The 12,702-nt window shown below is 66.5% G+C and carries 9 protein-coding genes and 1 pseudogene; 4 read left to right on the top strand and 6 right to left on the bottom strand.

Annotation, left to right across the window (positions count from 1 at the left end; translation table 11 throughout):
- Window positions 1-98 precede the first annotated feature (98 nt).
- Entirely contained in the window at window positions 99-2,168 is a 2,070-nt protein-coding gene (locus QM712_RS21045) for a prolyl oligopeptidase family serine peptidase (RefSeq protein ID WP_415025063.1), read from the bottom strand.
- Window positions 2,169-2,356: 188 nt separating this feature from the next.
- Here QM712_RS21045 and QM712_RS21050 point away from each other — a divergent pair, with 188 nt between their 5' ends.
- Both QM712_RS21050 and QM712_RS21055 read left to right on the top strand, forming a co-directional pair.
- Window positions 2,357-3,604, top strand: coding sequence for an MFS transporter (locus QM712_RS21050; RefSeq protein WP_415025064.1), 1,248 nt, complete (start codon window positions 2,357-2,359; stop codon window positions 3,602-3,604).
- A 231-nt stretch (window positions 3,605-3,835) separates the two neighbouring features.
- Complete coding sequence (locus QM712_RS21055) at window positions 3,836-5,071, top strand: MFS transporter (protein ID WP_415025065.1); 1,236 nt, start codon at window positions 3,836-3,838, stop codon at window positions 5,069-5,071.
- Window positions 5,072-5,317: 246 nt separating this feature from the next.
- Here the strand turns inward: QM712_RS21055 and QM712_RS21060 are convergent, their stop codons facing one another.
- Together QM712_RS21060 and QM712_RS21065 are read right to left on the bottom strand one after the other, a co-directional pair.
- Window positions 5,318-5,812, bottom strand: coding sequence for a VOC family protein (locus QM712_RS21060; protein WP_415025066.1), 495 nt, complete (start codon window positions 5,810-5,812; stop codon window positions 5,318-5,320).
- A gap of 110 nt (window positions 5,813-5,922) precedes the next feature.
- Window positions 5,923-6,469, bottom strand: a pseudogene (locus QM712_RS21065) (carboxymuconolactone decarboxylase family protein).
- A gap of 157 nt (window positions 6,470-6,626) precedes the next feature.
- Between QM712_RS21065 and QM712_RS21070 the strand changes: the two are divergent.
- Window positions 6,627-7,826 (top strand): acyl-CoA dehydrogenase family protein, encoded by a 1,200-nt coding sequence (locus tag QM712_RS21070; protein ID WP_415025067.1) that lies wholly within the window; start codon window positions 6,627-6,629, stop codon window positions 7,824-7,826.
- A gap of 120 nt (window positions 7,827-7,946) precedes the next feature.
- A complete protein-coding gene (locus QM712_RS21075; protein ID WP_415025068.1) occupies window positions 7,947-9,086 on the top strand; it encodes an acyl-CoA dehydrogenase family protein in 1,140 nt (379 codons plus the stop codon).
- Between the two features lie 382 nt (window positions 9,087-9,468).
- Here QM712_RS21075 and QM712_RS21080 read toward each other — a convergent pair whose 3' ends face one another.
- The 3 genes from QM712_RS21080 to QM712_RS21090 form a co-directional block, all read right to left on the bottom strand.
- Entirely contained in the window at window positions 9,469-10,506 is a 1,038-nt protein-coding gene (locus QM712_RS21080; RefSeq protein ID WP_415025069.1) for an amino acid ABC transporter substrate-binding protein, read from the bottom strand.
- A gap of 132 nt (window positions 10,507-10,638) precedes the next feature.
- On the bottom strand, window positions 10,639-11,244 hold the full coding sequence (locus QM712_RS21085) for a L,D-transpeptidase family protein (RefSeq protein ID WP_415025070.1): 606 nt from the start codon (window positions 11,242-11,244) through the stop codon (window positions 10,639-10,641).
- A 422-nt stretch (window positions 11,245-11,666) separates the two neighbouring features.
- Window positions 11,667-12,641: a hypothetical protein gene (locus QM712_RS21090; RefSeq protein ID WP_415025071.1), complete on the bottom strand. Its 975-nt coding sequence runs from the start codon at window positions 12,639-12,641 to the stop codon at window positions 11,667-11,669.
- Window positions 12,642-12,702 lie beyond the last annotated feature (61 nt).

A 12,702-nucleotide genomic window follows, 5' to 3' on the forward strand; every position in this document is an offset into this window, starting at 1 on the left:
GCTTCGCGCCGACCTCTCCCGGCAGCGGGAGAGGTGAGCAGCGCCCCCGGCTCCCGCTGGTTCAGCCGAACGACGTCTCGCCTGACGGCACGGGGCCCTCATGCCGCGTCGTCCCGCCAGCCGATCTTGTCCTTCAGGAAGCGCAAACCGAGCACCTCGAAGCTGGCGCGCTCCTTGTTGTCCTTGCCGTAGCCGTGGCCGCCCGCCGCGGGCTCGTAGAACCAGGCTGCGTAGCCCATCGCCTGCAGCTTGGCCGCCATCTTGCGTGCGTGGCCGGGATGGACGCGGTCGTCGCGCCGCGTGGTGGCGATCAGGATCGGCGGATAGGGCTGGCCGGGTTTTGCGTTGTGATAGGCGGAATAGGTCTTCAGCCACTCCCACTCCTCGGGCTTGTCGGGGTCGCCATATTCGGCGATCCAGCTCGCGCCCGCGAGCAGCTTGGTGTAGCGGCGCATGTCGATCAGCGGAATCGTGCAGAACAGCGCGCCGAAACGCTCGGGGTATCGCGTCAGCATGTTGGTGATGAGGATGCCGCCGTTCGACCCGCCTTGCGCGGCGATCCGCTTCGGCTGCGTGACGCCGCGACGCACCAGGTCGGCGGCGACGGCGGCGAAATCGTCGTGCGACAATCGCTTGCCGGCGAGCCGGCCGGCATCGTGCCAGCGCGTGCCGAATTCGGCGCCGCCGCGCAGATTCGCCTGCACCGTGGTGCCGCCGCGCTCCAGCCACAGCTTGCCGAGCGCGGGATTGTAATAGGACTTCACCGAGAGGCCGAAGCCGCCATAGGCGCTCATGTGCACCGGTGCGTCGCCGGTCTCGCCGGCCGGGCCGGTCTGCACGTAGGGGATGCGTTCGCCGTCGATCGAGATCGCCTCGTGCTGGGTGACGACGAGACCGGCGGCGTTGAAGGTCCGCGGCGCCTGCTTCAGCACGGTTGGGCTCGCCACGCCACGCTCGATCAGCAGCAGCGACGGCGGCGTCAGCGGGTCCTGCACATTGGCGAGCAGGTCGCCATTGCTCTCGGACGGATGGCGATCGAGCGGCCAGACGTCGACGACGCCGATGTTGGGCAGGCCGCCGAGCGTCTCGCGGCCCCAGCCGGCGGCCGACGGCGTGCAGATCTCGAAGCGCGGCCGCAGCTCGTCGAGGATCGAAAGCACCAGCCTGCCCGCCGTCCAGAAGAATCCCTGCAGCGCGCGCCGCGCTCCGGGCTCGAACAGCACCGTGAAATCGCGGCTGCCGGCGAGGAACGCGGGGAGCGAGATGCCGAGCACGGCGTCGGCGGGGTAGCTGCGTCCCTCGATCGACCACGTCTTGCGCAGCTTGAGTGCGAACCAGTCGCCATGCGCCTGCATCCAGACATCGGTCGGCAGATCGAGCCTGGTCGTGCCGCCGGCCTCGTCGCGCAGCCAGATGCCGTAGTTGAAGAAGTCGATCTGGTCGATGATCCAGGCGCGCGGCGTGTGCCCGGTGTCGTCGGCGCTGCCATAGGTCTGCATGTGGTCGGCGGTGGTCTCGAAGATCGCCTGCGCCTGATCCACATTCTGGCCGCGCCGCCACAGGCGAACGGTCCGCGCATATCCCGAGCTCGTGACCATGCCCTCGCCATGGGCGCTGGACAGCAGCAGCGTGTCCGCATCGAGCCAGTCGACGCCGCCCTTGGCTTCCGGCAGCGCGAAGCCGCCGTCGACGAACCGTTTCGCGTCCATGTCGAACTCGCGCAAGGTGACGGCATCGCTGCCGCCGCGCGACAGGCTCAGCATGGCCCGCGGACTGCCCGGCTGCGAGCTGATCGAGCTCAGCAGCCAGTCCTCATTCTCTTTGGCCGCGAGCGCGTCGACATCAAGCAGGGTTTCCCACACTGGACTGGCCTTGCGAAACTCCGCCAGCGTCGTCCGCCGCCACAGGCCGCGCGGATTGCCGGCATCCTTCCAGAGATTGTGGAGATGGGCGCCGCGCCGGCTGACATAGGGGATGTTGTCCGGCCGATCGTAGATCGCCGCGAGCGTGTCGCGATCGCGTTCGAAGGACGCGCCGCTGAACGCGGCGAGCGTCAGCCTGTTCTGCCGCTCGACGAAATCGAGCGCGCGCGGGCCCTCGATGTCCTCCAGCCAGAGCCAGGGATCGTCGTCCGGAGCCGAAAGCGTGGGCCTGTCGTCGATGGGCATGATGCGGACTCCGGAAGATCGTGTGGGCGGACGGTATTTGATCGAGCGCAAGCCGTCCGGCGCGCGTGCTGCTATCTGCGGCCCAATTGCGTCCGCGGCATGGCTTGCGCCCATTTGCGCCGGTTGTCCGCTTTCCTCCGGCCCTCCATAGTGCCCGGAATCAACAAGGCCCTCGGGCGGAAATGCCGATGATCGATGTGACTGCAACCGATGAGATTGCCGACGACGTCCGTGCGCGTGCCAACGTGGTGCGCCTCGCGGCCGCGCAGGCGCTGACGGGCGCCAATTCGGCGGTGATCTTCGCCACCGGTTCGATCGTCGGCGCAACGCTCGCACCCGACATGTCGCTCGCGACCGTGCCGCTCTCGATGTATGTGGTGGGGCTCGCCGCCGGCACGCTGCCGACGGGCGCGATCTCGCGCCGGTTCGGCCGCCGCGCGGCCTTCGTCATCGGTACGGCCTGCGGCGCGCTCACAGGCCTGCTCGGCTCGTTCGCGATCCTGCACGCCTCGTTTCCGCTGTTCTGTCTCGCGACGTTCCTCGGCGGCCTCTACGGCGCGGTAGCGCAGTCCTACCGTTTCGCCGCGGCCGACGGCGCCAGCGCCGCCTACCGGCCCAAGGCGGTGTCCTGGGTCATGGCCGGCGGTGTCTTCGCCGGCGTGCTCGGTCCGCAGCTCGTGCAATGGACCATGGACGTCTGGCCGCCTTATCTGTTTGCCTTCAGCTTCCTGGTGCAGGCCGCGGTGGCACTGGTCGCGATGGGCATCGTCGCCGGCGTCGACATGCCGAAGCCGGCACCGGCCGACCTGCATGGCGGACGGCCGCTGCTCGAGATCGTGACCCAGCCGCGCTTCATCGCCGCCGCGCTGTGCGGCGTCATCTCCTATCCCATGATGAACCTGGTGATGACCTCGGCGCCGCTCGCCATGAAGATGTGCGGCCTCAGCGTCTCCGATTCCAATTTCGGCATCCAATGGCACATCGTCGCGATGTACGGGCCGAGCTTCTTCACCGGTGCGCTGATCGCGCGGTTCGGCGCGCCGAGCGTCGTCGCCGCCGGCCTGCTGATGGAGGCGGGTGCGGCCGCCATCGGTCTCACCGGCATCACCGCGATGCATTTCTGGGCGACCCTGTTCGTGCTTGGCGTCGGCTGGAATTTCTCCTTCATCGGCGCGTCCGCGCTGGTGCTGGAGACGCACCGGCCGCAGGAGCGCAACAAGGTGCAGGCCTTCAACGATTTCCTCATCTTCGGCATGATGGCGATCGGCTCGTTCTCGTCCGGTCAGCTGCTCGCGAATTACGGCTGGTCGGCCGTCAACATGGTGGTGTTCCCGCCGGTGCTGCTCGGTCTGGCCGTGCTCTCGCTCGCGTCCTGGGCGCGCCGCCGCAAGGCGCGGCTCGACGCGGCGATGGGCGAGTTTCCGGACGCGATCTAGCGCGCGATCCGGGAACGTGCGCAGCCGCTTTCCGGAAAGGCCACGCGCGATGCGGCTGGCAGGAGGCTGTCAGCAGTCATGACACTTCGATCGCCGTCGAAGTGATTTTCGGACGGTGGTCCACTACATGGTGCGTCATGGCCGGGCTTGACCCGGCCATCCACGTCTTGGGTGCGCCGATCGAGGAACGTGGATGCCCGGGACGAGCCCTGGCATGACGGAGTAAGCAGCATGCTCGACAGTCCCGAGACTCCAGCCATCGACGAATCCTCGTTCCGCTATGAGGGCTGGCGCATCGTCGCGGTCTGCTTCCTGCTCGCGACCTTCGGCTGGGGGCTCGGCTTCTACGGCCAGAGCGTCTATGTCGCCGAGCTCCAGCGCGCGCGGGGCTGGCCGGCCTCGCTGATCTCCTCGGGCACGACGTTCTTCTATCTGTTCGGCGCACTGCTCGTCGTTTTCGTCGGCGAGGCGGTCCGCACCTATGGCCCGCGGCTCTGCCTGATCGCGGGCACGCTGGCGATGTCGTCGGCCGCCATCGCGATCGGCGCGGTGCGTCAGCCCTGGCAGCTCTATCTCGCCGACGCCGTGCTCGCCTTCGGTTGGGCCGGCACCAGTCTGGCGATGATCACCAACACGATCAGCCTGTGGTTCGACCAGAAGCGCGGCATGGCGATCAGCCTGGCGCTGAACGGCGCGAGCTTCGGCGGCATCGTCGGCGTTCCGCTGCTGGTGACCCTGATCGGCCATATCGGCTTTGCCAGCGCGATGTATGCCGCGGCGGGCGCCATGCTGGTGCTGCTGTTGCCGGTGATCCTCCTCGTCGTCGGCCGGCCGCCCGACCTTCATGGCTGGCAGGCGGCGAAGAAGGCGAAGCCGAAATCATCGGCGGAGATTCGCAAGGCCGCGCTGCGCGACGTCGGCTTCCTCACGGTGACGATCGCGTTCGCGCTGGTGCTGTTCGCCCAGGTCGGCTTCATCGTGCACCTGATCTCGTTCCTCGATCCCGTGATCGGACGCGAGCGCGCGGCGGTCGCCGTCGCCGTGCTGACCGCGATGGCGGTGATCGGACGCGTGCTGTTCTCGATGGTGATCGACCGCCTCAACCAGCGGCTGGCATCCGCGCTGTCGTTCCTGAGCCAGGCGGCGGCGCTGCTCGTCGTCATCAACCTGCACAACGACTACGTGCTGATCGCGGCCTGCGCGGTGTTCGGCTTCTCGGTCGGTAACCTCATCACGATGCCGTCGCTGATCGTGCAGCAGGAGTTCGATTCCGCCTCGTTTGGCGTGCTGATCAGCCTCAACACCGCGATCAACCAGGTCACCTACGCGTTCGGTCCCGGCGTCGTCGGGTTCCTGCACGACCTGTCCGGTGGCTATGCGCTGCCGTTCTATCTCTGCATTGCGCTGGAAGTGGCCGCAGCCGCGCTGATCATGGTGCGCGGTACGGCGCGGGCCAGGCCTGCTTAGTGTGGGCGAAGGCGGGCAGCGCCGTGCCCACCGTTTGATGCGATCCGCCGCGAGCTCTGGTGAACACGCTTCGCTTTGCCGACCTCGCGGCAATGAGCCCGCGGCTGCGCACGAGGACAAGTACGCGAGGCGCTTCGACACAGCCCGTCATTGCGAGCGCAGTAAAGCAATCCAGGCTGTCGCCGCGCAAGCGGTCCGGATTGCTTCGGCGCTGCGCTCCTCGCAACGAGGCGGAGGAAGCGGAGATCACGCCTCGCGCTGCTTCAGCAGCGCTTCGACATCCAGCCGCCGGGTGAACATCGCGAGCTTGCCGTCCGCCCCGAACGGCCATTGCTCCCTCGGCTTGTCCCAATACAGCTCGACACCGTTCTCGTCGGGATCGCGCAGATACAGCGCTTCGCTGACGCCGTGGTCGCTGGCGCCATCGAGCGCGATGCCGGCGGAGAGCACGCGGTGCAGGGCGTCCGCGAGCGCGGGCCGCGTCGGATACAGGATGGCGGTGTGGAACAGCCCGGTCGTGCCCGGGGGCGGCGGCGAGCCGCCCTTGCTCTCCCAGGTGTTGAGCCCGATGTGGTGGTGATAGCCGCCGGCCGAGATGAAGGCCGCGCCGGAGCCCATGCGCTGCATCAGCTCGAAGCCGAGCACGCCGCAATAGAAGCCGAGCGCGCGATCGAGATCGGCGACCTTGAGATGGACGTGGCCGATCCGTGTGCCGGCGTTGACGGCGGGGGTCTGCGACATGGGTGTTGCTCCGTTGACCAGCTCCACATAGGGCCGGTTCCGGGACGGCGCTACCAGCCATCCCGAAACGCATCGTTTCCGGAAGTGCAACTGCGCTTCCGGACCCCCGGCTAGGACAGTTCGGGCACCTCGCCTTCGGGCAGCTCGAACGCGAAGGCGTTCAGCGTCATCGATACCAGCGTGTAGTAGCCGCACAGCCCGATCACCTCGACGACGCCGCGCTCGCCTAGCAGCTGGACCGCCGCATCGTAGAGCCCTTTCTCGACGCCGTGGCCTTCATGCAGCGACTTCGCCAGGTCGTAGATCATCCGGCCCTTTGGGTCGTCGAATTCCGGCGTGCGGCGATCGCGGATCGCGTCGATGATCTCCGGCTTCATGCCGCCCTCGAGCGCGAGGCGCTTGTGCGCATACCACTCGTACTGCGCGGTCCAGTGCCGCGCCGTCACCAGGATCGCGATCTCCCGAGAGCTTCGCGGGAAACACGGTGTCGAAACGCAGGACCTCGCCGAGCCGCGTCGCGTGCCGCGCCATCTCCGGGCTGTTGAGCCAGGCCATCATCGGCGCCGGGGGCTTGCCGCGTTTGCCGGCAATCGATTCGTCATAGGTCTGCCGCTGGCTCTCGTTCATTTCGCCAGGCGAAAGAAGTTTCAGGCGCATCGTTGTTTCCTCTTTGTTTTCAAGCTTCGCCGTCGCCGCGACTATAGCTGAATGCGGATTGTCATGCGTAGGCGCGGGCGACGGAAGTGGTTGAATTCCACGGTGCGATGGCCCAGAGTCGCGCCCAACAAGTCGATTTTGATTGATGGAAACGACCATGAGCGAATCTGAAGCCGCCGATCTCGAGGAATTCCGCCAGCAGACCCGCGCCTGGCTGGAGGCCAATTGCCCGCCGGAGATGCGCAAGCCCGCGACGTCGGATACCGACGTGTTCTGGGGCGGTCGCAACGCGAAATTTTCCTCCGAGCCGCAGCGCGTCTGGTTCGAGCGCATGCGCGACAAGGGCTGGACCGTGCCGGACTGGCCGAAGGAATATGGCGGCGGCGGCCTCAGCGCGGCCGAGCACAAGGTGCTGCGCGCGGAGATGGCGAAGATGGGCGCGCGCCCGCCGCTGTCGAGCTTCGGCATCTGGATGCTCGGGCCCGCCTTGCTGAAATACGGCAACGACGCGCAGAAGAAGGAGCATCTGCCGAAGATCGCGGCCGGCCTGATCCGCTGGTGCCAGGGTTATTCCGAGCCGAACGCCGGCTCCGACCTCGCCTCGCTGCAGACCCGCGCCGAGAGCGACGGCGACGACTTCGTCATCACCGGCCAGAAGATCTGGACGTCCTACGCCAACTACGCCGACTGGATCTTCTGCCTCGTGCGCACCGACCCGTCCGCGAAGAAGCACGACGGCATCAGCTTCATCCTGTTCGACATGACCTCGAAGGGCGTCTCGACCAAGCCGATCCTGCTGATCTCCGGCTATTCGCCGTTCTGCGAGACCTTCTTCGACGGTGTCCGCGTGCCGAAATCGCATGTGGTCGGCACGGTCAATCGCGGCTGGGATGTCGCGAAATATCTGCTTCAGCACGAGCGCGCGATGATCTCCGGCATGGGCGAGCGCGGCGTCGGCCGTCCGCTCGGCCAGATCGCGGCCGACTCCGTCGGCTCCGATGCGCAAGGCAGGCTCGACGACGCGATGCTGCGCGGTCAGATCGCGAGCTTCGACGTCGATGAGGCGGCGCTTGCCGCCTGCGCCGAGCGCGCGGTCGATCTCGCCAAGGCCGGGCAGGCCCATCCGGCGTTCTCCTCCGCGATGAAATATTACGGCACCGAGCTCAACAAGCGCCGCTACGAGATCCTGATGTCGGCCGGCGGCGTCGATGCGCTGGAATGGGAGAGCGAGCGTTCGAAGCACGGCGCCCGCCCGCGCGCCTGGCTGCGCACCAAGGCCAACTCGATCGAGGGCGGTACCAGCGAAGTGATGCTCGGCATCGTCGCCAAGCGCATCCTCGATCTGCCGGGGGCGTAGCTTCACCGTCGTTCCGGGGCGATGCGCGGCATCGAACCGGGAACCTCGAGATCCCGGGTTCACGCGTCGCGTGCCCCGGAATGACATCAACAGATTTCCAGAGACGCTAGAGACTTTCACATGGCCCTCGTCCTCACCGAAGAACAATCGATGCTCCGCGACAGCGCGCGCGGGCTGATCAGCGACAAGGCGCCGGTGTCGCACCTGCGCGGCTTGCGCGACGCCAATGACCCCACCGGCTTCTCCAAGGAGCTCTGGCATTCCTTCGCCGAGATGGGTTTTGCCGGCCTGCTGGTGCCGGAGGAGTTCGGCGGCTCCGGTCTCGGTTTCGTCGAGGCCGGCGTGGTCATGGAGGAGATCGGCCGCACGCTGATGCCTTCGCCCTTCCTCGCCACCAGCGTGGTGGCGGCCTCGGCGCTGAACCGCGGCGGCAATGCCGCGCAGAAGTCGGAATACCTGCCGAAGATCTCCAACGGCTCGCTGCTGGCGACGCTCGCGATCGACGAGGGCGCCAAGCATCGTCCGCTCCAGACCAGCCTGCAGGCCGTGCGCGCCGGCAACGGCTTCAAGCTCTCCGGCGCCAAGGCCCTCGTGGTCGACGGCCATGTCGCGGATCTCTTCATCGTGGCCGCCCGCACGGCGGGCTCGGCCGGCGAGCGCGAGGGGCTGACGCTGTTCCTGGTCAACCCCAAGGCGAAGGGCGTTTCGATCGAGCGCACCATCATGGTCGACGCCCACAACGCGGCGCGGATCGAGCTTGCCAATGTCGAGGTCAACGCCGACAGCGTGCTCGGCGAGATCGACCAGGGCGCGAACCTGCTCGACGGCGTGCTCGATATCGGCCGTGGCGCTGTCGCATCGGAAATGGTGGGTCTCAGCGACGAGGTGTTCAACCGCACCGTCGAGTATCTCAAGAGCCGCAAGCAGTTCGGCAAGCTGATCGGCGAATTCCAGGCGCTCCAGCACCGCGCTGCCGAGCTCTATGTCGACATCGAGATCACCCGCGCCGCCACCATGAAGGCGCTGCAGGCGCTGGACGGAGACGTCGCCAAGGCCGCCTCCGCGGTCGCGGTGGCAAAAGCCCGCGCCGGCACCACCGCCACGCGCGCGGTGCAGGAAGGCGTGCAGATGCATGGCGGCATGGGCATGACCGACCAGTTCGACATCGGCTTCTTCATGAAGCGCGCCAGGGTCTGCGAGGAACTGTTCGGCGACGCGAACTACCACACCGAACAGCTCGCCCGCGCGCGCGGCTATTGAACGCCATCACCTCATGGTGAGGAGCCGCGTCTTCGCGGCGTTGCGAACCATGAAGGCCCACGCTCTTTCATCCCGGCCTTCATCCTTCGAGACGCGCGTTCCGCGCTCTTCAGGATGAGGGGAGAGGGACTTGCCGGTCGCGACGATCGAGAGCGTTGCGTATATCCGTGCCTCAACGTCATTGCGAGGAGCGCAGCGACGAAGCAATCCAGACCGTCACCGCGGCAGCATCCTGGATTGCTTCGCTGCGCGCGCAATGACGAACGGCTACAATGACGAAGGGCTTTAATGGCGAAGCGCCACGGCGGCTCCAGAAACGAGAATGCCCGGAACTGATCCGGGCATCCCAAACGTTCGGAGCGCAACTGTCGTTGCGTGATGCCTACCGCATCGGCGGGGCGTACTGCACGCCGCCGGCATTCCACAGCTGGTTCATGCCGCGCGGGATCTTCAGCTTGGACTTCTCGCCGATGTTGCGGTCGTACATCTCGCCGTAATTGCCGACGTGGCGAATGATGCGGACGGCCCAGTCCTTGGTGAGGCCGAGCTGCTCGCCGTAATTGCCTTCGGTGCCGACCAGCCGCATCACTTCCGGCTTCTTCGACTTCAGGGCCTCGTCGATGTTCTCCGAGCTCACGCCGAGCTCTTCGGCGTTGATCATCGCGTAGAGCGTCCATTTCACGATCATCATCCAGTCGTCGTCGCGCTGGCGCACGACGGGAGCGAGCGGCTCCTTGGAGATCATGTCCGGCAGGATCATGTGGTCGCCGGGCTTCGAGAGGTTGAGCCGCAGCGCGTAGAGCTGGGAGACGTCGGCGGTCAGCGTGTCGCACTTGCCGCTGTCATAGGCCTTCACGACGTCCTCGAGCTTGTCGAACTTCATCTCCTGGTACTTCATGTTGTTGGTGCGGAAGTAGTCGGAGAGGTTGAGCAGCGTCGTCGTCCCGGCCTGCACGCAGACCTTGCTGTCGGTCAGGTCCAGCGCGGTTTCCTTGTTGCGCGAGCGGGGCACCATGAAGCCTGCGCCGTCGTAATAGGCGACCGCGGGGAAGTAGAGGTCATAGTCGAGCTCGCGCGCCATGCTCCAGGTCGAGTTGCGGGAGAGGATGTCGACCTTGCGGCTCTGCAGCTCCTTGAAGCGCTCGCTGGCATCGAGCGGAACGAACTTCGCTTTGCTGGGATCGTCGAAGATCGCCGAGGCCACCGCGCGGCAGAAATCGACGTCGAAGCCGGTCCAGTTGCCCTTGTCGTCGGGGTTCGAGAAGCCCGGAAGGCCCTTGTTGACGCCGCACAGCACTTCGCCGCGACGGACGGTGCGCTTGAGGGTGCGGGTGTCGTAGAATTCGTAGATCACCGCCAGAGCGCCGACCAGTACGGCAACCGCGAGCCCGATGATCAGGCCGCCTCGGAATGTGCGCATGATGTCTCTCTCTCGAAATAATCGGGAAAAGGAGTTTAGCGAAGGAGGAGAAGCATGATCCGGGACTGGAAGGCCGCGTCAGCGCGAGGTGCAGGGCGGCTTTCCGGAAGGATCATGCGGACGCGATGATCTCTAGAGTTCCGGCTTCTGCCGCACCACGACCTTGGTACCGACGGGGACGCGATCGTAGAGATCGGCCACGTCGTTGTTGACGAGGCGGAAGCACCCCGAGGAGATCTTGGTGCCGATCGTGTCGGGCTGGTTGGTGCCGTGGATGCGGTAGACCGTGGAGCCGAGATACATCGCGCGGGCCCCCAGCGGGTTGCCGGGGCCGCCGGCCATGAAGCGGGGCAGGTAGGGCTGGCGCTGGATCATTTCCGGCGGCGGCGTCCAGTCCGGCCATTCCTTCTTGTTGGTGATGCTCAGGAGGCCCTGCCACTGGAAGCCGTCGCGGCCGACGCCGATGCCGTAGCGGATCGCGCGCCCGCCGGGCTGCACCAGGTAAAGGTGCCGCTCGGCGGTCGAGATGATGATGGTGCCGGGCGCCTCGGTGGTGCGGAAATAGACCACCTGCTTCTGCCATTCCGGATCGAGCTGATAGCTCTCGTCGGCGATCACACCCGGCTGATCGCCGCGGTCCGGCTGCTGGGCGGCGGCGTAGGGGCTGGTCAGGATCAGGCCGAGGGCCGCCATCGACCCTGCGATGAACATCCCGGTCAGGCGACGAAAATCCGTCATTTCAAGCTCTCCCCGCTGCCAAAGCGCAAATCATTCGGAACCATCAAATCTCAGGGGCATGTTCATGGCAAGTTGATGGCACGCCCTACCAGTATGTCACGAGAATGCTTTGGTTTTTTGACGGGGCCCGGCAATGCCGCAATCGGCGGACGGTACGAAAAGCATCAGTTTGCCGCCGGGGGCGAGGAGGGGGCCCGCCGGGCGCAAGGCGATCACAGAGGGCCTCATGGTCCGAGGCGCCTGCCGAAGGCGGTCCCCACCGCCAGGATCGGATGATCCCACCCGCGATGTGCCCGCCTCCTGAGGCGCCCGCCCAGGGAGGGCGTCTCGAAGGATGGCCGCAGGGGAAGCCGCGCCGAAGCCGGTCCCAACACGCGGCTGGTGGCGGTGTCGCAATCAAACCCGCCACCGCATCGACCTTGCTAGATCCGGTTGGCCTCCGGCGCGATGCCGAGCCGCCGGACGATCTCGGCGCCGACGGCACGCGCCTCCTGCCGCGAGCCGACGCGAGGGCTGCGAAACTTCCGTCCCGCATGCAGCCTGATGACGACAGTGTAGTGCTCGTCCTCGGATCGGCCCTTGCGCTCGACCGTGATCGTCTTCACGTCGCGTCCTTCGATATGGTCCGCGCGCGGCTTGCCGTCACCCGACAGGCGCTCGACCCGGATATCGTCCTGCCGGATGATCCAGAACGCTCCGGTCACGAGGTTGGCGAATCTGTAGACCGCGAACGCGGCGATCCCGCCGATCGGCAGCAGCATGAGGTCGATCGGGCCGGGCGGCAGGCCACGCCAGAGCTTGTAGGCGTAGGGACCCGCGCACAGTGCGACGGCGATCAGTGCAACGATCCGGATGTCCCTTGCGGAGAACGGCTCGAGCGGCTCGCCGAGATGCATCTCGGGATTGCTGGCATCGAGCGGATTGATCGGCGTCTCGACGTTGGGAACGTCGAATTGCGTGGCGACCCGGGCCACGGTCTCACGAACGCGCGTGACGTCGGAGATCGGCGGCGAGGTCAGCCGTTCTCCCGAGGCCAGTGTGAAAGCCAGTTGGAAGCGGGCTTTCACCCGCTTGCTGCGGGGAACCTGCAGGGCGGTGATGTCGTCTTTGGTCACGACCCTTGTCTGCAGCTTGCCGAACGGCCGCTGGCGCCCGATCAGGATCTGGTCCGGAGTGATGATCCACACCACGGCGGGCGCCAGCATGATGCCGCCGACGAACACCGCTCCCACGAGGAGCGCGGCCACGGAGATGGCCACCTCCAGCGTATCGTGCGTGAACAGGCCGGGCGTGAAGCAGAGCGCAACGGCGGCGGCGAAGCCGGACATGACCAGCCGCTGTGCGATCGAGGCGCCTTCACGAAGGCGGATGTCGGTGCTGGTGTTCGCGTCGTCCATTGCGGGCGGCTGTTTCGTCGGCGCGAAACTCCACGGACGGGTCCGTGAAGTCAAGCGACAA

Source organism: Bradyrhizobium sp. (genome assembly GCF_047605465.1).
Lineage (GTDB): Bacteria > Pseudomonadota > Alphaproteobacteria > Rhizobiales > Xanthobacteraceae > Bradyrhizobium.